Source organism: Enterobacter chinensis, assembly GCF_034008295.1.
Classification (GTDB): Bacteria; Pseudomonadota; Gammaproteobacteria; order Enterobacterales; family Enterobacteriaceae; genus Enterobacter; species Enterobacter chinensis.
In genome coordinates this window covers 381,598-401,043 of the sequence record NZ_JARDVI010000001.1, presented here as the reverse complement: position 1 = coordinate 401,043, position 19,446 = coordinate 381,598, and the positions used below count along the sequence as shown (strand labels likewise).

The following is a 19,446-nucleotide window of genomic DNA, read 5'->3' as shown; positions in this document are numbered from 1 at the left end:
GCATACAATGCATTTACGTGATTTTCCGCGCGGCAATATCCCCACCATCGACGCAGCAATATTAGGTAAGAAAAATGACAAAAAACCGGGCATCACGCCCGGTTATATTTTCAGCTGCTGATGACTCTACTCACTCAGCCCACGGTTCTCCAGCATCGGTTCAATCTTCGGATCGTGCCCGCGCCAGTTGCGATACAGTTCAGCTAAATCCGTGCTGTTCCCACGAGACAAAATCGCCTCGCGGAATTTCTGCCCGTTTTCACGCGTCAGCCCGCCCTGCTCGACAAACCACTGATAGCCGTCGTCCGCGAGCATCTGCGTCCACAGATAGGCGTAGTACCCCGCCGCGTAGCCCCCGCCAAAAATATGGGCAAAATAGCTGCTGCGGTAGCGCGGCGGTACGGCCGGCAGATCCAGCCCCTCTTTTTTCAACGCTGCCGCTTCAAAATCTTCCACGCTCGAAACGGCTTCACCGATGCCGTGCCAGTTCATGTCCAGCAGCGCGGCACCCAGCAGCTCCGTCATGTCGTAGCCCTTGTTGAAATGCGTTGCGTTGAGCATGCTTTCCCGCAGCGCGTCCGGCATCGGTTCGCCGGTTTCGTAATGGCGGGCATAGTGGGTAAACACCTGTGGATGGCTGGCCCAGTGCTCATTGATTTGCGACGGGAATTCAACAAAATCACGCGGGGTATTGGTGCCGGAAAGCGTGGCGAAGCGCTGGCTGGCAAACAGCCCGTGCAGCGTATGGCCGAACTCGTGGAAGAGGGTTATCACGTCGTCCCATGAGAGGAGCGCGACGCCGCCGTTAGCCGGTTTTTGGTAGTTACAGACGTTGTAGATCACCGGACGGGCAGCAAACTCGAAGGATTGCTCAACGAAATTCCCCATCCACGCTCCACCCTGCTTGGAATCGCGCGCAAAGAAGTCGCCGTAAAACAGCGCCATACCTTCTCCCGTATGGTCGAAAATTTCCCATACGCGGACGTCCGGATGATAAACCGGAATATCGAAGCGCTCGACGAAGCGGATGCCAAACAGCTGGCTGGCCGCCCAGAATACGCCATCCTGCAGCACGGTATTGAGCGCAAAATAAGGCCTGATTTGCGACTCATCAAGGGCATATTTTTCCTGGCGCACGCGCTCCGCATAAAAAGCCCAGTCCCAGGCCTGCACGGTGAAACCACCCTGCTCGTCATTGATGACCTTCTGAATATCGGCCTGCTCGCGTTCCGCACGGGCGCGGGCGGCAGGCACAATGCCGCGCATAAATTCCAGCGCGGCGCCCGGGGTTTTCGCCATCTGATCGGCGATGCTCCAGCTGGCGTAATCCTCAAAGCCCAGCAGGCGGGCCTGTCGCGCGCGCAGCGCCGTCAGACGAAGGATCAGCGCGCGTGTGTCGTTTTCATCCCCTTTCTGAGTGCGCGTCCAGCCTGCGTTGAACAGGTTTTCGCGCGTCTGACGATTGCGCAGCGTTGAAAGCGCGGGCTGCTGGGTGGTGTTCAGAAGCGGGATCAGCCAGCGATCGTTTAGCCCTCTCTCCGCGGCAGCCTGCGCAGCGTCAGCGATCTCAGTGGCGCTGAGCCCATCAAGCTGGTGCGCATAATCCACCACCAGCCCGCCCGTCTTATCGGCAGCCAGCAAGCGCTGATTAAACTGGCTGGTCAGGGAGGCCGCCTCGGTATTCAGCGCCTTCAGCTCGGCTTTTTCTGTCTCATTCAGACGCGCGCCGGCCAGAATAAACCGCTGATAAATCTCCTCTACCAGCCGGTGTGATTCGGCGTCCAGCGCGGCACGGTCCTGCCATACGCTCTCCACGCGGGCGAAAAGCACGTCATTCAGCCAGATATCGTTCGCCAGTTCGGCAAGCTCGGTGGAGAACTGTTCCTCCAGCTCCTGCAGGTACGTATTAGTGTGCGCGGAGGTCATGGCGAAGAAAACGCTGCTGACGCGCGAGAGCATGGCACCGCTTTTCTCCAGCGCCAGCACGGTGTTATTGAAATCTGGCGCAGCGGTTTGAGAGATAATGGCGTCAATGTCCGCCCGCTTCTGGCGCAGGGCTTCATCGAAAGCCGGACGATAGTGGCTGTCGTTGATTTCATCAAAATGGGGAGCCTGGTAAGGCAACAGGCTGATTTCAAAAAAGGGATTGGTGGCCGTCATCTTTCACTCCTGAGTACGGGTATCCTCCCAGAGTAGGCCAGGCCGCCATCCCCTGCAATGCTGTCATACAAATGTTGCCTTAACGCACCCTCTGCGGCCGTGCTATGTTAGTACAACACAAAAAGCGTTGAGGAACAGTGAGATGATTATTTTAGTTACCGGGGCAACGGCAGGTTTTGGTGAAAGCATCACGCGTCGCTTCGTCGCCAACGGGCATAAGGTTATTGCGACCGGTCGCCGTCAGGAACGTCTGCAGGAGCTGAAAGACGAATTAGGCGACAGCATCCTGACCGCGCAGCTGGATGTGCGTAACCGCGCGGCCATTGAAGAGATGATTGCCAACCTGCCCGCCGAGTGGCGCGCCATCGACGTGCTGGTCAACAATGCCGGTCTGGCGCTGGGCATGGAGCCCGCACATAAAGCCAGCGTGGAAGACTGGGAAAATATGATCGACACCAACAACAAAGGGCTGGTCTATATGACCCGCGCGGTCCTGCCGGGCATGGTCGAGCGCAACCGCGGCCACATTATCAATATCGGCTCCACCGCCGGGAGCTGGCCTTACGCAGGCGGCAACGTTTATGGCGCAACGAAAGCGTTTGTGCGCCAGTTTAGCCTTAACCTGCGTACCGATCTGCACGGCACCGCCATTCGCGTCACCGATATCGAGCCGGGCCTGGTGGGTGGCACTGAATTTTCCAACGTCCGCTTCAAAGGCGATGACGCAAAAGCGGGCAAGACCTACGAAAATGCGAACGCGCTGACGCCTGAAGATGTCACCGAAACGGTCTGGTGGGTGGCGACGCTGCCAAAGCACGTCAACATCAATACCGTAGAAATGATGCCAGTCAGCCAGAGTTTTGGCGGACTTAGCGTCCATCGTGGCTAAATGTGCCCTTCCCGGCCTGCGGGCCGGGTCTGTTTCGGGTCATAAAAGAATGGTAGTATGTTCAGGCTAACTCTCTGAGAAATGACAACTCATGGCCGCTGAATCGCAACTTAATCCCACCCAGCCCGTAAACCAGCAAATCTATCGCATTTTGCGACGTGATATTGTCCATTGCCTGATCCCGCCGGGAACGCCGCTTTCTGAAAAAGAGGTGTCCGTGCGTTTTGACGTATCCCGTCAGCCGGTGCGTGAAGCGTTTATTAAGCTTGCGGAAAATGGTCTGATTCAAATCCGCCCGCAGCGCGGCAGCTATGTGAATAAAATTTCACTTTCTCAGGTACGTAACGGATGTTTTGTTCGCCAGGCCATTGAATGCGCGGTGGCGCGCCGTGCTGCAACGCTCATCAACGACAACCAGTGCTACCTGCTGGAGCAGAACCTGCATCAGCAGCGTATTGCGATTGACCGCAAGCAGCTCAATGACTTCTTCCAGCTTGATGATGAGTTCCACCAGAAACTGGCGCAAATTGCGGATTGCCAGCTGGCCTGGGACACCATCGAAAACATCAAAGCCACCATCGACCGCGTGCGTTACATGAGTCTCGATCACGTCTCCCCGCCGGAAATGTTGCTCCGACAGCATCATGATATTTTCAGCGCGCTTGAAAAGCGCGACCAGGACGGTGTGGAAAAAGCGATGACGCTGCACCTGCAGGAAATTAGCGAGTCCGTGCAGCTTATTCGTCAGGAAAATAGCGAGTGGTTTAGCGAAGAGTAATATTACGCCGCCCCCTTTCGGGCGCGGCGACAGGGTTAGCGAACGACTAACACCGGAATAGTGGCGTAGCGCAGGATTGTTTCGGCATTTGAACCCAGCAGATGCGTAGTGATGCTCGGATTTTTCGACCCGATGACGATGACGTCATATTCCCCCTCTTTGCTGAGCTTGATGATTTCATCGCGGACGTTGCCAAAGCGAACCATGCTGTGAATATTCTCAGGGGAGATATCGAAGAGTCTTTTAAGCTCGTTCATTTTCTTCCCGGACTCTGCGGTCATATACTCTTCAAACTTTTTAATATCGGCATTGAATCCCCGCAGCAGAGACCGACTGCTGGCAGGCAGAATATTGACCAGGGTAATCGACGCGCCCTCTGCCTTCGCCAGATTGGCCGCGTGGCGCACCGCTTTGTCGCTCAAATCCATTTCAAACACATCAACAGGCATCAAAATCTTCTTATACATAAGCCTGACTCCTTATTCCGATGAAAGGGTTATTTCCTGAACCCAGCATGACATCAGGAATATAAACCAATCCTCAACGCTTCCCTGTCGAAACTATCAATTAAAGAAAATAACTGTCGGGTTTGTAAATTACCGTCGTGAACCGTCAGCGCCAGACACAATAAAGAAAAAAGTGTGAGTTTGATCAAAAACAAAAACATGAAGCGCGGACAGGCGTATTTATATGCCCCGTGAACGGCACACCTGAAATAGCGCCGTAACGAACAGGTTAGAGAGGAGAAAATACCATGATGACATACGACCGTAACCGTAATGCAATCACCACTGGCAGCCGCGTCATGATTAGCGGCACAAACCAGTTCGGCGTGATTAAAGCGATCCACAGCGACGGCCTCAGTGCCGAGCAGGTGCGTCGTAGTAAAACGGTTGAAGTGGAAGGATGCGAAGGTAAGTTCGAACCGATCGAGCTGATTCGCCTGGGTATGCACTAAGCCGTGCGCAGACATGCCGCCGCAAACGGCGGCATGTGCTGAATTACCGTTGAGACACGTACTGAGCCACGGTCGCTTTTGCGCCCTTTTGCAGTAACATCTGGTACGCCTTCATCACCGCATCAACAAATTTCGCTTCCCGCGGTAACTCTTTGCCAAAGATGGCCTCGATGCCGAGCAGCGCGTTGACCCGACTTTCCCCTTCCGCGCTTCCCTTCACCGCCACCTGAATCACCGCCAGCTGCGGATCGCTCACGTCAATGGCGTTACCCTGCTCATCCACGCCGCCGACATAGCGCATCCAGCCGGCCACGCCCAGCGCCAGCAGCGGGAAAGGTTTCTGATGTACCAGGTGCCAGCGTACGGAATCCAGCATACGCTGCAGGAGCTTCTGGCTGCCGTCCATCGCGATTTGCCAGGTACGGTGGCGCAGGGCCGGGTTGCTGTAGCGGGCAATCAGGAGTTCGGCATAGCGTGCTAAATCGACGCCTTTCACTTTTAAGGTTGGTGCCTGCTCGTTAAGCATCAGCGCGTGAGCGGCGACGCGGTAGTGCTCATCTTCCATACACTCGTTGATATGCTGATAACCCGCCAGATAGCCCAGGTACGCCAGGAATGAGTGGCTGCCGTTGAGCATGCGCAGCTTCATCTCTTCAAACGGAATGACGTCTGACACCAGCTCGGCGCCGGCTTTTTCCCATTCGGGGCGCCCGGCGACAAAGTTATCTTCGATCACCCACTGGCGGAACGGTTCACAGGCCACCGCTGCGGGATCGCGCACGCCGGTCAGCTGTTCGATTTTATCCAGCGTATCGGGAGTAACTGCGGGCACGATGCGATCCACCATGGTTGACGGGAAGGTAACGTGGGCTTCGATCCAGTCCGCCAGCTCACCGTCTACCGCGCGGGCGTAAGCGCAGGTCACATTGCGCATCACGTGGCCGTTCTCCGGCATGTTGTCGCAGGACATCACGCTAAACGCAGGCAGGCCTGCCGCTTTGCGTCGCGCCAGCGCTTCGACGACCACGCCCGGAGCGGATTTTGGCTGGTACGGTTTTTGCAGGTCGGCAACAATAAACGGGTGATCGAGCATCAGTTGCCCGGTCGCCGGCGAATGGCAGTACCCTTTCTCGGTGATGGTCAGCGAGACAATCGCTACCTGCGGTTCGCACATCGCGGCCAGCACGGTCTCGAGCCCGTCAACCTGCGCATGCAGCGCCTTTTTGACCACGCCAACCACGCGGGATGTCCACGTATCGGCGGACATTTCCGCCACGGTATAGAGGTTATCCTGCGCGTTAAGATCGGCAATCTGCTGCTCGCCGCCAATCAGGTTAACCTCACAGTAGCCCCAGTCGCTGCCATGCTCAGCCGCGAGAATGTCGGCATACACCGCCTGATGTGAGCGGTGAAATGCGCCAAACCCTAAATGAACAATGCGTGCTTTAAGGCTGTTACGATCGTACTGAGGCAGCGTCGCCCTGGCCTGTAATAACGTGTTTTCCATGATTAAGACTCATCAATTAGAAAGCTGTGGTTCGCTGCCGCTCTTTGCTTAAGCGGCAGCGCCTGCTGACTACACCAACTAGAATGGCAGTTGGAGTAAAAAAATATCTGCCATCAACCATACTGATACTGCCGTTTGAGATTTTGATTTATATTAACTTTTGGTCATGTGGTGTGACATAAAGATAAAGTTGTGTGACAAGTCACGCAAGCTATAAACCATTAGCGTCGCGAGGAGACAGCGCCATAGGCCGCAGGCTCTTTTGGGGCGTTCTCCGCAGCGTCTTCCGCTGCGCTCAAATCACGGTCCCGCACCTCTGGCATCAGGATCGCAGAGATCAGCCCAATCATGGAGTAGGCAACCAGCATGACAACAATCGGCCACCACGAGCCGGTCATATTGCAGAAGATCCCCGCCAGCACCGGACCAAAGCCCACCGCCACCAGACCGCCCGCCTCTTTTGAGATAGCCATGCGGGTAAAGCGATTTCGCGAACCAAACATCTCCGCCATGGTGATATTTTCCAGGGCAAACAGCCCCAGCACGGCGAAGTTATGAATAACGATGATAGAGAGCATGATCGTCCCCGGCGCATAGCTCTTATCGACGATAATCGACAGCATCGGGTACGCGAGAAGAATGGCGGAGATATTGAGGATAATGTAAGGCAGACGGCGTCCGACTTTATCGGAAAGCCAGCCCAACAGCGGGATGGAGATAAACCCGAGAATGGAGCTGATCATCAGCGCGTCGGTAGGGATGGCTTTATCGAACAGCAGCGTCTGGACCAGATACCCGGCGAGGAAGGTCTGAATCAGACCCGAGTTACCCGCCTGACCAAACCGCAGGCCGGTCGCCAGCCAGAAGGATTTACTTTTCACCATTGAACCCAGTGAGGTGTCCGGCTGCACGGTTTGTGCATCGTTCACTTTCTCAAAGACCGGGCTCTCTTTCAGGTTCATACGCAGCCAGATGGCAAAGATCATCACCACCACGCTTGCCAGGAACGGCACGCGCCAGCCCCAGGCAATCAGCTCTTCACGGTCGAGGGCAAAGAACATCACCGCCCAGATCGCCGTTGCGCTCAGCGTCCCGCAGTTAGTGCCCATCGCCACCAGCGAGGAGATGATGCCGCGTTTACCTTTCGGCGCGTACTCCGCCAGCATGGTCCCGGCCCCGGAGATCTCTGCCCCGGCACCCAGCCCCTGAATAATACGCAGCGTCACCAGCAGAACGGGGGCAAAAATACCGATTTGCGCATAGGTCGGCAGGACGCCAATCAGCGTGGTGCAGATCCCCATCATGGTAATGGTGATAAACAGTACCTTCTTACGGCCAATGCTGTCGCCCATTCGTCCGAAGATAAAGGCCCCGACGATGCGCGCAATATAGCCTGCGCCGTAGGTTCCCATCGCCAGGATCAGCGCCATCGCGGCAGACTGTTCCGGGAAGAAGATCTCATGGAAGACCAGGGCGGCTCCCAGGGAGTAAAGCTGAAAGTCCATAAACTCCAGGGCGGTGCCCAGCCAGCCGGAAACGGCGGCTTTCACCAGATCGGAGGTGGTTCTTTGAGGTTGTGCTTGCGTCATAATGGCTATCTCTAAAAGGTAAGATGCGTACCACATAGAGCCTGTCTGCGCAGGCTCTTAACCGCTTATATGATTATTGGCCGAACGTGAGTAACACTTTGCAGCACTGCCGCTGGTCTTTCTCAAACAGTTCGATGGCGTCTGTAACGTGGTGATAGTCAAAGGTATGGGTGATCAGTTTTTCCGGGTCGATCAGCCCCTTTTCCAGCCAGTCGATCACGACCGGGAATTTATTGGCATTCAGGCGCGAGGAGAATATCGCCAGCTCTTTGCCGGTGATGCCCTGCTGAACGACCTGGCTCGGCTCGCTGGAGAAGCCCATCAGCACGATGCGCGCCGCCGGAGAAGCCAGGGTTACCGCTTCCTGCAAAATCGTTGGATGGCAGGCGGCATCAATGATTAACGTCGGTTTGATGCCTTTTTCGTCCAGCGCGGCCTGCAACGACTGCTCGCCGTTATTAAACACCCAGTCCGCGCCGCTGCGCTGAGCCATTTTCAGGCGTTCATCAATGCGGTCAACTACGATAACCTGCTTCACCTTATAGACGCCTTTCAGCGCCTGCACGGTGACCAGCCCCATCGGGCCCGCGCCGTAAATCAGCGCAACGTCCTGTTCAACAGGACTGGCCTGCCCCGTCACGTTGGCGGCAATGGTGAAGGGTTCAACCATAACGGCGTGTTTATCCGGGATCGCGTCCGGGATGGGCCAGGCATTTTTAGCGGGCACTGCCGCATATTCGCTGAAACCGCCGTCACGGTGAACACCCAGCACCACCAGCGAGGTGCAAACGTTAGGCTTACCGACGGAGCACGGGTAGCAGTGCCCGCAGCTGATCACCGGATCGACCGAAACGCGCTGTCCCAGACGCGCGCTGTCGACGCCCTCACCCACGGCATCAATCACGCCAAAAAACTCATGGCCGATGACGCGTGGATACTTCGCAAACGGGTTATGCCCGCGGTAGATGTGGCTGTCTGAACCGCAAATCCCGGCCAGTTTAACCTTGACGCGTACTTCACCCGCGCCCGGCAGCGGGAGTAGCCGCTCTTCAATGACCAGCTGGTTCGGCTGTTGAATCACTACGCTTTTCATCGTTCGCTCCTCGTTTACCAGTTCCACAGCGTGCCGTCTTCAAGACGGGCCACCGGCAGATAGGCAGGATCGTACGGATACTTCGCTGCCAGTTTTTCATCAAACTCAATGCCCAGACCCGGCTTATCGCCCGGATGCATATAACCGTTATCAAACCGCCAGCTGTGCGGGAAGACTTCGAGCATTTGTTCGGAATAGCCCATATATTCCTGCACGCCAAAGTTCGGCACCCACAGGTCGAAATGCAGCGCGGCCGCGTGGCACACAGGCGACAGATCTGACGGGCCGTGTGAACCGGTACGCACCTGGTAGAGCGAAGCGAAGTCTGCGATGCGACGCATCCCGGTGATGCCGCCCGCATGGGTAATGGTGGTGCGGATATAGTCGATAAGCTGCTCTTCAATGAGCTGCTTGCAGTCCCAGATGCTGTTAAACACTTCGCCCACTGCAATCGGCGTGACGGTATGCTGGCGGATAAGACGGAAGCACGCCTGGTTTTCCGCAGGCGTCGGGTCTTCCATCCAGAACATGCGGAACTCTTCGATGCTCTTGCCGAAACGCGCCGCTTCAATCGGCGTCAGGCGATGGTGCATGTCGTGCAGAAGATGTTCATTGAAGCCGAACTGACTTCGCACCGCGTCGAACAGCTTCGGTGTGAAATCGAGGTATTTTTCTGTAGACCAGAGCTGCTCTTCCGGCCAGTCGCCTTTTGTCGCAGGCTCGTAGGCCAACCCTTTGCCTTTGGCCATGCCGTAGGTGGTTTTCATGCCCGGCACGCCGCACTGCACGCGGATCGCCTTAAAGCCCATCTCTTTATGACGGGCGTAATCTTCCAGCACATCGTCGATGGTGTGACCGGTGGTGTGGCAATAGACCATCACCCCTTCCCGGGAGGCACCGCCCAGCAGCTGGTAGAGCGGCATGTTGGCGGCTTTGGCTTTGATGTCCCACAGCGCCATATCCACGGCGGAGATGGCCGACATGGTGACCGGTCCGCGACGCCAGTAGGCACCTTTATAAAAAAACTGCCAGATATCTTCGATGCGGTGCGCATCGCGGCCAATCAGTTGAGGGCAAAGGTGATCTTTCAGGTAAGAAGCAACCGAGAGTTCGCGTCCGTTCAGCGTGGCATCGCCAAGCCCGACAATCCCTTCATCGGTGGTAATTTTAAGGGTGACAAAGTTCCGCCCCGGGCAAGTAACAAACACGTCAGCCGCGACAATCTTCATAATTCCTTTCCTTACATCGTTCGTTGTGATGCTGGAAATTTACCCATCAACCCTACTACCATACAAGTATAATGATCATAAAATCAGCTAACGATCACAAAATCCGGGGGGGTCAGGCCCGCCCCCATCCCGCCACAATAATCAGCATACCGCACAGGGCAATCAGCGCGCCGGCCCAGTCGTACGCGCTGAGTTTGACGCCGTCCACCACGCGTAACCACAGCAGCGCAGTACAAACATAGACGCCACCGTAAGCCGCGTAAACGCGCCCACTGGCCGCCGGATGCAGCGTTAACAGCCATACAAACAGGGCCAGCGCGACACCCGCCGGGATCAGCAGCAATACGCTTCCCCCCTTCTTCAGCCAGAGCCAGGGCAGGAAGCAGCCGATGATTTCGCATAGCGCGGTGGCAAAAAAAAGCAGCGTCGTTTTAAGCATATTTCACATCAGGTGAGGTTTTATTTAAACATCATACCTGATGATGTCCTTTACTTTTCCATACTTGCTCCGCGGGTATGCCGTCATTTTGCTTTAGTGTAGAATCTGTACGGGGTAACTTGATTATCTGCACCCATTTAAAAGGAAACGCTATGACCACATTAAGCAAACGCCTTTGTCTGACAGCCCTTCTGGCGCTGTCATCGTTCGCCTTCGCCGCCTCCGCGTCAGCGGAAACCAGCAAACTCGTCATTGAGTCTGGTGACAGCGCGCAAAGCCGCCAGAACGCCGCTATGGACAAAGAACAATGGAATGACACCCGCAACCTTCGTCAGAAGGTCAACAAACGTGCTGAAAAAGAGTGGGACAAAGAAGATGTCGCTTTTGACGCACGCGATAAGTGTCAGCAAAGTGCAAACGTCAATGCCTACTGGGAGCCTAACACCCTGCGCTGCCTGGATCGCCGCACTGGCCGCACGGTAGCTCCATAATGTCGGCTCCCTGCGACATTAAGCTCCGTCCGCTGGAGCGTGAAGACCTGCGCTTTGTCCACCAGCTCGACAACAATGCCAGCGTGATGCGCTACTGGTTCGAAGAGCCTTACGAGGCCTTTGTCGAGCTGTCCGATCTCTACGACAAGCACATTCACGATCAAAGTGAACGTCGTTTTGTGGTGGAGTGTGAAGGCGAAAAAGCCGGTCTTGTGGAGCTGGTTGAAATCAACCATGTTCACCGCCGGGCGGAGTTCCAGATCATCATCTCCCCTGAGCATCAGGGAAAAGGCCTCGCCTCACGGGCGGCGAAGCTGGCAATGGATTACGGATTCAACGTTCTGAATCTCTACAAGCTTTACCTGATTGTGGACAAAGAGAACGAGAAAGCGATCCATATCTACCGCAAGCTGGGCTTTATGGTGGAAGGTGAGCTGATTCACGAGTTCTTTATCAACGGTGAATACCGCAATACCATTCGCATGTGCATCTTCCAGCATCAGCACCTGGCCGGGCACAAGCCGTCAGGCGCCAGCCTGCTGAAACCTACCGCGCAGTAACCTGCGCGGCTTTACTCTCAGTAATATTCAATCGTGTTTTTGATGGTGTACTTGCGCTCAACGGCGGGTTTGACGCTATCGTCCGTGATGGTCAGATCGCAGCTCACCGGATTATTGTGGCGATCGTAGTCGCAGCTCTGCGTCACGTTGCCCAGAGGCTTGTCGTTCAGCATGCTGACTGCCGAGTAATCCATTCTTTTGCGAACGTCTTTAGACGGCGTTGCCTGGACGGACAGATGCTGATCCCCGGAGACGGTGGTTTTGCCCAGCGGGTAGCCATCCGCATCGTAGCGGTACTTCACTTCCATCTCTTTGCCGTGCGCCGCCACCACAAAACCGTTATCGTCGGTATCCCACGTCACACCGGCTGACGGCAGTTCGGCCAGCTGGCATTTCCCCTGCAGCTTCACTTTCCGCTGCTGGGTTTCCGCATCAAGGTAGTAATTGGCATCCAGCACCAGCGCGACGCCAGTATTGGCCTCCAGATCGTGCAGCTCCAGCGTATCAAAACAGCCTTCCGCCGACACGGTACCGGCGATCCGTTTGGACACTTCACCCTTCTCGTTGAACAGCGTCTGGGTAAAATCTTTGACCGGGCCGCGTAGAGGATCAAAATCAAACTCGTTCGAAAAGCTCGCCATCTCGGGCGTAAACGACAGCGGCGCGGAGTTGTTGTCGCACCCCACCAGTGCTGCTGCCAGTAGCGTTATCGCTGCGTATTTCTTCACATTTGTTACCGTACAGGGAGATTATTCCCAATCATATTAGCAAATACAGTTGTTTACACGAAGCCTGCTAAAATTAATCTACACACAGAGAAAAGGAGCTACAGATGAAACGGTTACCCTGGATTACCGCCCTGCTGTTAATGAGCGCCTCAACGGCCGCACTGGCGGCACCGGACTCCTGCGAGCGCGTGAAAAGCGACATTCAGCAGAAAATTATCAACAACGGCGTGCCGGAATCAGGTTTTACGCTGAGCATTGTGCCAAACGACCAGGCCGACCAGCCGGGCACGCAGGTGGTGGGCCATTGTGCCAACGACACCTTTAAAATTTTGTATACCCGAACAGGCTCCGGGGCTGCGGACGCTCAGTAATTTACCCTCAATCCCCGTTGATTTGATGAGGATTAAGATCTAATACCCCCAAATAAGTAACACTCACCCCATCATTAGCCCGGTTGTAATTACGGGAAAAATAATACGTAATCTCAATGTTGGGGTGAGCCATGTCTGAGGTCGATCATCACGGCGGAATTAGCCGTCGAACACTCGTAAAATCTACTGCCATAGGTTCTCTGGCGCTTGCCGCCGGCGGTTTGTCGTTGCCCTTTGGCGTGAAAAGCGCTGCCGCTGCGGTGCAAAACGCCATTAACGCTGCCGAAGATAAAGTGGTCTGGGGTGCCTGCTCGGTCAACTGCGGCAGCCGCTGCGCATTGCGGCTGCACGTTCGGGACGACGAAGTGTACTGGGTCGAAACGGACAACACCGGCGAGGATATTTACGGTAACCACCAGGTGCGCGCCTGCCTGCGCGGACGCTCTATTCGCCGTCGCATTAATCATCCTGACCGTCTGAACTACCCGATGAAACGCGTGGGCAAACGCGGTGAAGGCAAGTTCGAGCGCATCACATGGGATGAAGCGCTAAACGCTATCACCGCCAGCCTGAAAGACGTGGTGGCTAAATACGGCAACGAAGCGGTTTACATTAACTACTCCTCCGGCATTGTCGGCGGCAACATCACCCGCTCCTCTCCTTATGCGTCACTGGTGGCGCGCCTGATGAACTGCTACGGCGGTTTCCTGAGCCACTACGGCACCTACAGCACGGCGCAAATCGCCTGCGCGATGCCCTACACCTACGGCAGCAACGACGGCAACAGCACGTCTGATATAGAAAACACCAAGCTGGTGGTCATGTTCGGCAATAACCCGGCTGAAACGCGCATGAGCGGCGGCGGGATTACGTACTATCTGGAGCAGGCTCGCGAGCGCTCTAACGCCCGCATGATCGTTATCGACCCGCGCTACACCGATACCGCCGCCGGGCGCGAAGATGAATGGATCCCGATCCGCCCGGGTACCGATGCCGCGCTGGTAGCGGGTATCGCGTGGGTATTGATCGACGAAAACCTGGTCGACCAGCCGTTCCTGGATAAATACTGCGTTGGCTACGACGAAAAAACGCTGCCGGAAGGCGCGCCCGCTAACGGTCACTATAAAGCGTATATTCTCGGCCAGGGCGAGGACAATACGGCGAAAACCCCTGAGTGGGCCTCCCGCATTACGGGCATACCCGCCGATCGCATCATTAAGCTTGCGCGCGAGATTGGCTCCGCCAAACCGGCGTATATCTGCCAGGGCTGGGGGCCACAGCGTCAGGCGAACGGAGAACTGACGTCCCGCGCGATCGCGATGCTGCCTATCCTCACCGGAAACGTAGGCATCAACGGCGGTAACAGCGGCGCGCGTGAGTCGACGTACACCATCACCATCGAGCGTATGCCGCTGCCGGATAATCCGGTCAAAACGCAAATATCCTGTTTTAGCTGGACGGACGCCATCGCCCGTGGGCCGGAGATGACCACCCTGCGCGACGGCGTGCGCGGCAAGGATAAGCTGGATGTGCCGATTAAGTTCATCTGGAACTACGCGGGCAACACCATCATCAACCAGCACTCTGATATTAATAAAACCCACGATATCCTGCAGGATGAAAGTAAGTGCGAAACGATCGTCGTCATCGATAACTTCATGACGTCGTCAGCGAAGTACGCCGATATCGTGCTGCCGGACCTGATGACCGTCGAGCAGGAAGACATCATTCCTAACGATTACGCCGGGAACATGGGCTACCTGATTTTCCTCCAGCCCGTGACCGCGCCGAAGTTTGAGCGCAAGCCCATCTACTGGATCATGAGCGAAGTGGCGAAACGCCTCGGTCCGGATGTCCATCAGAAATTCACCGAAGGACGCACGCAGGAGCAGTGGCTGCAGTATCTGTATGCCAAAATGCTCGAAAAAGATCCCAAACTGCCGTCGTATGACGAGCTGAAAAAAATGGGCATTTATAAGCGCAAAGATCCGAACGGGCACTTTGTGGCCTATAAAAAATTCCGCGAGAACCCGGAAGCTAATCCGCTGAAAACGCCATCGGGCAAGATTGAAATTTACTCCAGCAAGCTGGCGGAGATTGCGGCCACCTGGGAGCTGGCAAAAGATGAAACCATCAGCCCTCTGCCCGTCTACGCCTCGACCTTTGACGGCTGGGATGCGCCCGAACGCGCGCAATTTCCGCTGCAGCTGTTTGGCTTCCACTTCAAAGCCCGTACTCACTCAAGCTACGGCAATGTCGACGTGCTGAAAGCGGCCTGCCGCCAGGAGGTCTGGCTTAATCCTGTTGATGCCGAAAAACGCGGCATTAAAAACGGCGATACGGTGCGCGTCTTTAACGACCGCGGTGAGGTGCGAATTGAAGCGAAAGTCACGCCGCGCATCATGCCCGGCGTGAGCGCCATGGGCCAGGGTGCCTGGCACAACGCCAATATGAACGGCGACCGCATCGACCACGGGTCATGCATCAATACCCTGACCACGCACCGCCCGTCGCCGCTGGCAAAAGGCAACCCGCAGCACACCAATCTGGTGCAGATCGAGAAGGTCTAGAAAGTGAAGCGCATGACCGTGGTTTATTCTATGGTCTATAAATTGGTTTAACACAGTCGCGCGGGCGTCATCCGCGCGAACAAGGAAGATGTAATGAAAGACGTCTCACAGCGTGAATCGTTCGCGTTTAGCGCCCGCGTACTGGGCGCGCTGTTTTATTTTGCACCCGACAGCGAGCAGGCTGCGCCGCTGGTGCAGGCCCTCACCGCTGGCGACTGGGTTCAGGACTGGCCCCTGCCGCCGGAAATGCTGCAACCCGTTGCCGAAACCTTTGCCGCGCCTGCCGATGAGCCGCTGACGGACGCCTGGCAACGGCTGTTTATTGGCCCTTATGCCCTGCCCGCTCCGCCATGGGGTTCCGTCTGGCTTGACCGCGAATCCGTGCTGTTTGGCGACTCCACCCTCGCGCTGCGCCAGTGGATGCGCGAGAACAGCATTGCTTTTGAGATGCAGCAGAATGAACCGGAAGATCATTTCGGCACGTTGCTGCTGCTGGCGGCGTGGCTGGCCGAGAATGGCCGCGAGTCGGAATGCGATCGGCTTCTGGCGTGGCATATACTGCCGTGGAGCACCCGCTTCCTGTCGGTATTTGTCGACAAGGCCGGGCACCCGTTTTATACCGCGCTGGGCAGGCTTGCGCAGCTAACGCTGGCGGACTGGCGATCCGGGTTGGTTATTCCTGTTGCGGAAAAGACGCTGTATCGCTAAGGGTTGTGGCTTGCTTGCTGGTGGCGAGCAAGCTACGCTCAGAAGAGGACGTTTAAAAATTCATATCGAAACAGGAGGCATATTAATATAAATAATATATAATGACCTTACCTTGAAAGGTCTATGCTATCGTTTGATACAAACAAATAAAAAAATGACTGAAAATCATCACTCCGAGAACAAGCTAAAAAGATTACTCATAACAGCCGTGACATTTAGCATTCTCGGTGCATGGATCTGGTATATGTCATGGGTATCAAGCATCTCCAATAATACGATTTTACAAAAATCGGTTCCTGAATGGAAGACGTATATCTACTTTGGAGTATTGATCGGAACCCTTTTTGTTATACGAACCTTTTTTGTGCACGCTTTTAACCAAACATTAAAATACTTTGCCAATGTTTTCTTTAGTGGTTTTTTCCTTGGTTTTTTATTGAGCTTAAATTGTTATGATATTTATGTCTATCTCTTTCCGGACAAAATAATTGGCTATGAATCTGAATATGAAGTTGTCTTCCCGGGACCATCGCGAGGTAAGCATGGACATTGTGAAGCTGGTCTCTGGTTAAAAGATCAGAATACTAACAGATGGATACAGCTTTGTACCAACAAAGAATATCTGCACAGTCACCGTAAGCAGGGAATGACAGGAGTATGGGTAACAGCTCGTGTTAATAAGATTGGAACTTACATTGTGAAATATGAATTTATTTATTTGTAGTCGCCATCTTTTATTGCGCCTGTGAAAATGAATAGCACTCAAGGCCTGCTCCTCGCTGTCGGCCAGATGTTCGCACTACAGATTGTGCATCCACAGCGGAGCAACCTGCTATGGACAGGATCATCTCACTGTCCAGTGCCGTCAGTGGTTAAGCCTCGGTGGTAGCAGTTCTGAATGTTCCCTGCGTGTCAGAAGCGGTTGCTGTCAAGGTTACGCAAGATAGGTTTAAATATTGTCTTCTAATGGATATGGATTCTACACGTGAAAATACGATTATTACTGCTTATATTGCTCATCACTTTCCAGTCGTGGGCAAGTGAGCTCTCCCCAAGAGAGCAAGCTAAAAAAATGGCTGAAGCAGCATGTCTATACCAATACAATGTGATCTACTCTCGCTTTACTTTGGGTTTTTCTGAGGAAAAAGCAGTTCAGGTGTCATCTAAAATACTCACTAATTATATAGAGAGTAATAAAGAGAATGCAGGTGATTTTTTTCTCTCATCGATTCGTAGAAGTACAATTGCACAGTTGCGGGAGATAGAAGTAAATAAAGAGGCGGTTCAGCAATTAAGAACTCCCCCGCCAGATTTTAAAGATAAATTTTTATCATCTTGCAATCAAATGAAAACAGAGCAATTGGAAGCCATGCAAGTTTTTGGTTAAATTCCGCATATAGATATCCTGATACGCTTTTTTGAGGCTATCATAATTATTACTTTCGCCCCTTGCTTATAATCGATTGAAGTTTAAGACGGTCAGGGCTGCAACAGCAGCCCTGTACCAAAAGCTGGAACTACAAGCCTTTAACCAGGATTTAGTTATGCATCGCCGCCTGATCCACCCTCACTCGCACTCTCTTTGCTTTGAATGAACCGGAGTGCCAGATAAAGATCTGGTGCCAGAATCATGTCATCATCATTCATTGTTGGCCGACTATCTTTAAACCAGCGCGTTAATTCCGTTTTCCTGCCCGCAAGGATTAACGTAATCTGTCGACTTTTCAGGTCACGCTTTAACTCATTAATGGTTGCCAGGACACTGATATCTGAATAGGTGAAGCAAGCCACGGCATCAATAATCACCCATTTAGGTTGTAATGCTGCACCATCAACTAAGTTCAATACCCGGCGTTTAAAATAAGCCACATTAAAATAGGTCAACGGCGAGTTAAATCGATACATCAGCACGCCCGGGACCATTTTAATATCGGTTGTATTACCTAATGAGTGAATCATTCCATTTTCGTCAGTACCCAGTAAGTGCTCAGAGGGACGAAAGACTGTGCGAAGGAACTGTAGCAGGCCAAGCAACACCGCAAGGCCGATCCCCTGAATAACGCCGATAATTAACACACAGCCAAACGTGAAGAAGGCCAGACGAAATGCCTGTTTATTTCTTCGCCTCAGGTTCCATAGCCCGCGTAAGTCAATCAATGACCACGATGCATACATTAGAACAATACCTAATGCGGATACCGGAATAAATTGTAATGGCTGAGTGAAAAATACCACTACGATACCGATGAGTAAGGCTGCGACTACGGAAACCAGCTGGCTTTTCCCACCAACTGAATCATTAACCGCGGTCCGGGAATCGGCTCCACTGATAGCAAACCCCTGAGATAAACCAGACATCAGATTCGCAATACCCAGCGCTCTGAACTCAGCATCCGCATTAATTTCATAGCCATTTTTCGCGGCGAAACTGCGAGCGGTTAGCATCAGGCTGACAAAGCTGACCAAAGCCAGGTTCAGTGCTGGGATCACTAAATCACGCATCGGACCGGGCTGGAACGCCCCCCAGTGAACGACGGGTAAACCAGGCTGAAAGCCTTCCCCGCCAATGGTGGCAATACCGTACTGTTGCGCAGATGTTCCCCATACCAGTACCGTTGTTATCACAATGGCAATCAAAGGTGCTGGCCAGTGGCTACGATACGTTTTGATAACCATCAAAATAATTAACGTTAAAAGCGATATCCCTATCGTTAATAAATGGCTGTCTGAAATTCGGCCTGGCAAAGCCATTATTTTCTCAATAACCTGCGTTTCATCTAGCTTTATCCCCAAAACCTTGCCTAATTGCCCGACAATAATCGTCACGGCTACGCCATTAAGCAAACCCGTAAGAATGGGATGAGAAAGTAGATCGGCAAGCGCGCCCAGCCGAAATTTACTGGCAAGCAGGCACCATCCGCCCATCATCAATGTCATGATGATCGTCAGTTGCCAGTGCAGTTCAGGATTTCCCGCTGAAAGAGGAAACACGACGGCCGCAATCACCGCGCAGGTCGTGGCATCAGGGCCCACAATAAGCTGACGTGAAGAGCCAAACAGTGCGTAAGCTATCATTGGTAAAACACAGGAATACAGCCCTACTATTGCCCCAACCCCCGCCAGCTCAGCATAAGCAATAGCTACGGGTAGCGCGACAGCCGCAACGGATAACCCGGCTTTTACATCATCTTTTAGCCAGCTTTTATCGTAGGCCAACAAATTTTGTAACCCTGGCATGTAGTTCAACAATAGTTTTCCGAACACATTATTCTCCGGACATGAATATTACCCACGAAATGTTGGCACACTTTTAAACGAAACTCTGGTTTTCAAATGCTCCGGATTGAGGCCCTAATAACACTTCAACCATTTTATT

Annotated in this window: 19 protein-coding genes; 10 read left to right on the top strand and 9 right to left on the bottom strand. The window is 53.9% G+C overall.

All coding sequences use genetic code 11. From position 1 onward, the window contains the following. Window positions 1–126: 126 nt before the first annotated feature. Window positions 127–2,160: a peptidyl-dipeptidase Dcp gene (gene dcp, locus PYW49_RS02055; RefSeq protein ID WP_320385487.1), complete on the bottom strand. Its 2,034-nt coding sequence runs from the start codon at window positions 2,158–2,160 to the stop codon at window positions 127–129. Window positions 2,161–2,302: 142 nt separating this feature from the next. Between dcp and ydfG the strand changes: the two genes are divergently transcribed. Further along, on the top strand, window positions 2,303–3,049 hold the full coding sequence (gene ydfG / locus PYW49_RS02050) for a bifunctional NADP-dependent 3-hydroxy acid dehydrogenase/3-hydroxypropionate dehydrogenase YdfG (RefSeq protein ID WP_063431503.1): 747 nt from the start codon (window positions 2,303–2,305) through the stop codon (window positions 3,047–3,049). Window positions 3,050–3,140: 91 nt separating this feature from the next. Beyond that, entirely contained in the window at window positions 3,141–3,827 is a 687-nt protein-coding gene (locus PYW49_RS02045; protein ID WP_134350142.1) for a GntR family transcriptional regulator, read from the top strand. Between the two features lie 35 nt (window positions 3,828–3,862). Here PYW49_RS02045 and PYW49_RS02040 read toward each other — a convergent pair whose 3' ends face one another. Continuing rightward, the gene (locus tag PYW49_RS02040; protein ID WP_059311321.1) at window positions 3,863–4,294 is read right to left on the bottom strand and encodes a universal stress protein; all 432 of its coding nucleotides are present in this window, start codon (window positions 4,292–4,294) and stop codon (window positions 3,863–3,865) included. A gap of 287 nt (window positions 4,295–4,581) precedes the next feature. Between PYW49_RS02040 and ydfZ the strand changes: the two genes are divergently transcribed. Then, a complete protein-coding gene (gene ydfZ, locus PYW49_RS02035) occupies window positions 4,582–4,785 on the top strand; it encodes a putative selenium delivery protein YdfZ (protein WP_134350141.1) in 204 nt (67 codons plus the stop codon). Window positions 4,786–4,828: 43 nt separating this feature from the next. On the opposite strand, the gene PYW49_RS02030 is transcribed toward ydfZ, so the two are convergent. From PYW49_RS02030 to PYW49_RS02010, 5 genes are all read right to left on the bottom strand, one after another. Next, window positions 4,829–6,292, bottom strand: coding sequence for a mannitol dehydrogenase family protein (locus PYW49_RS02030; RefSeq protein WP_320385486.1), 1,464 nt, complete (start codon window positions 6,290–6,292; stop codon window positions 4,829–4,831). Between the two features lie 221 nt (window positions 6,293–6,513). Beyond that, window positions 6,514–7,881: an MFS transporter gene (locus PYW49_RS02025; RefSeq protein WP_320385485.1), complete on the bottom strand. Its 1,368-nt coding sequence runs from the start codon at window positions 7,879–7,881 to the stop codon at window positions 6,514–6,516. 73 nt (window positions 7,882–7,954) lie between these two features. Further along, window positions 7,955–8,974, bottom strand: a complete 1,020-nt coding sequence (locus tag PYW49_RS02020) for a Zn-dependent oxidoreductase (RefSeq protein WP_320385484.1) — start codon at window positions 8,972–8,974, stop codon at window positions 7,955–7,957. A gap of 14 nt (window positions 8,975–8,988) precedes the next feature. Next, window positions 8,989–10,203: a D-mannonate dehydratase ManD gene (gene manD / locus PYW49_RS02015; RefSeq protein WP_047348676.1), complete on the bottom strand. Its 1,215-nt coding sequence runs from the start codon at window positions 10,201–10,203 to the stop codon at window positions 8,989–8,991. A 112-nt stretch (window positions 10,204–10,315) separates the two neighbouring features. Further along, window positions 10,316–10,642, bottom strand: a complete 327-nt coding sequence (locus PYW49_RS02010; RefSeq protein WP_134350136.1) for a YnfA family protein — start codon at window positions 10,640–10,642, stop codon at window positions 10,316–10,318. Between the two features lie 152 nt (window positions 10,643–10,794). Between PYW49_RS02010 and PYW49_RS02005 the strand changes: the two genes are divergently transcribed. Then, on the top strand, window positions 10,795–11,133 hold the full coding sequence (locus PYW49_RS02005; RefSeq protein ID WP_134350135.1) for a DUF1283 family protein: 339 nt from the start codon (window positions 10,795–10,797) through the stop codon (window positions 11,131–11,133). Continuing rightward, window positions 11,133–11,693 carry a spermidine N1-acetyltransferase gene (speG, locus tag PYW49_RS02000; RefSeq protein ID WP_047348678.1) on the top strand — a complete coding sequence of 187 codons (561 nt, stop codon included), beginning with the start codon at window positions 11,133–11,135 and terminating at the stop codon, window positions 11,691–11,693. Before PYW49_RS02005 ends, speG begins: the two co-directional genes overlap by 1 nt. A 17-nt stretch (window positions 11,694–11,710) precedes the next feature. Here speG and PYW49_RS01995 read toward each other — a convergent pair whose 3' ends face one another. After that, complete coding sequence (locus PYW49_RS01995) at window positions 11,711–12,421, bottom strand: YnfC family lipoprotein (protein WP_134350134.1); 711 nt, start codon at window positions 12,419–12,421, stop codon at window positions 11,711–11,713. A 104-nt stretch (window positions 12,422–12,525) separates the two neighbouring features. On the opposite strand from PYW49_RS01995, the gene PYW49_RS01990 reads away from it, so the two are divergent. The 5 genes from PYW49_RS01990 to PYW49_RS01970 all read left to right on the top strand — a co-directional run bounded on the left by PYW49_RS01990 (window position 12,526) and on the right by PYW49_RS01970 (window position 17,457). Beyond that, a complete protein-coding gene (locus tag PYW49_RS01990) occupies window positions 12,526–12,792 on the top strand; it encodes a DUF1161 domain-containing protein (RefSeq protein ID WP_059311314.1) in 267 nt (88 codons plus the stop codon). A gap of 131 nt (window positions 12,793–12,923) precedes the next feature. Continuing rightward, complete coding sequence (gene ynfE / locus PYW49_RS01985) at window positions 12,924–15,362, top strand: selenate/tellurate reductase subunit YnfE (RefSeq protein WP_320385483.1); 2,439 nt, start codon at window positions 12,924–12,926, stop codon at window positions 15,360–15,362. 93 nt (window positions 15,363–15,455) lie between these two features. Beyond that, window positions 15,456–16,070 carry a Tat proofreading chaperone DmsD gene (dmsD, locus tag PYW49_RS01980; RefSeq protein WP_134350132.1) on the top strand — a complete coding sequence of 205 codons (615 nt, stop codon included), beginning with the start codon at window positions 15,456–15,458 and terminating at the stop codon, window positions 16,068–16,070. Window positions 16,071–16,224: 154 nt separating this feature from the next. After that, on the top strand, window positions 16,225–16,794 hold the full coding sequence (locus PYW49_RS01975; protein ID WP_320385482.1) for a hypothetical protein: 570 nt from the start codon (window positions 16,225–16,227) through the stop codon (window positions 16,792–16,794). A gap of 261 nt (window positions 16,795–17,055) precedes the next feature. Beyond that, window positions 17,056–17,457, top strand: coding sequence for a hypothetical protein (locus PYW49_RS01970; RefSeq protein WP_320385481.1), 402 nt, complete (start codon window positions 17,056–17,058; stop codon window positions 17,455–17,457). 155 nt (window positions 17,458–17,612) lie between these two features. On the opposite strand, the gene PYW49_RS01965 is transcribed toward PYW49_RS01970, so the two are convergent. After that, entirely contained in the window at window positions 17,613–19,334 is a 1,722-nt protein-coding gene (locus tag PYW49_RS01965) for a SulP family inorganic anion transporter (protein ID WP_320385480.1), read from the bottom strand. Window positions 19,335–19,446: the final 112 nt, after the last annotated feature.

Coding starts and splice junctions, on each gene's coding strand:
- dcp (WP_320385487.1), bottom strand. CDS start 2,160: ATGACGGCCACCAATCCCTTTTTTGAAATCAGCCTGTTGCCTTACCAG.
- ydfG (WP_063431503.1), top strand. CDS start 2,303: ATGATTATTTTAGTTACCGGGGCAACGGCAGGTTTTGGTGAAAGCATC.
- PYW49_RS02045 (WP_134350142.1), top strand. CDS start 3,141: ATGGCCGCTGAATCGCAACTTAATCCCACCCAGCCCGTAAACCAGCAA.
- PYW49_RS02040 (WP_059311321.1), bottom strand. CDS start 4,294: ATGTATAAGAAGATTTTGATGCCTGTTGATGTGTTTGAAATGGATTTG.
- ydfZ (WP_134350141.1), top strand. CDS start 4,582: ATGATGACATACGACCGTAACCGTAATGCAATCACCACTGGCAGCCGC.
- PYW49_RS02030 (WP_320385486.1), bottom strand. CDS start 6,292: ATGGAAAACACGTTATTACAGGCCAGGGCGACGCTGCCTCAGTACGAT.
- PYW49_RS02025 (WP_320385485.1), bottom strand. CDS start 7,881: ATGACGCAAGCACAACCTCAAAGAACCACCTCCGATCTGGTGAAAGCC.
- PYW49_RS02020 (WP_320385484.1), bottom strand. CDS start 8,974: ATGAAAAGCGTAGTGATTCAACAGCCGAACCAGCTGGTCATTGAAGAG.
- manD (WP_047348676.1), bottom strand. CDS start 10,203: ATGAAGATTGTCGCGGCTGACGTGTTTGTTACTTGCCCGGGGCGGAAC.
- PYW49_RS02010 (WP_134350136.1), bottom strand. CDS start 10,642: ATGCTTAAAACGACGCTGCTTTTTTTTGCCACCGCGCTATGCGAAATC.
- PYW49_RS02005 (WP_134350135.1), top strand. CDS start 10,795: ATGACCACATTAAGCAAACGCCTTTGTCTGACAGCCCTTCTGGCGCTG.
- speG (WP_047348678.1), top strand. CDS start 11,133: ATGTCGGCTCCCTGCGACATTAAGCTCCGTCCGCTGGAGCGTGAAGAC.
- PYW49_RS01990 (WP_059311314.1), top strand. CDS start 12,526: ATGAAACGGTTACCCTGGATTACCGCCCTGCTGTTAATGAGCGCCTCA.
- ynfE (WP_320385483.1), top strand. CDS start 12,924: ATGTCTGAGGTCGATCATCACGGCGGAATTAGCCGTCGAACACTCGTA.
- dmsD (WP_134350132.1), top strand. CDS start 15,456: ATGAAAGACGTCTCACAGCGTGAATCGTTCGCGTTTAGCGCCCGCGTA.
- PYW49_RS01975 (WP_320385482.1), top strand. CDS start 16,225: ATGACTGAAAATCATCACTCCGAGAACAAGCTAAAAAGATTACTCATA.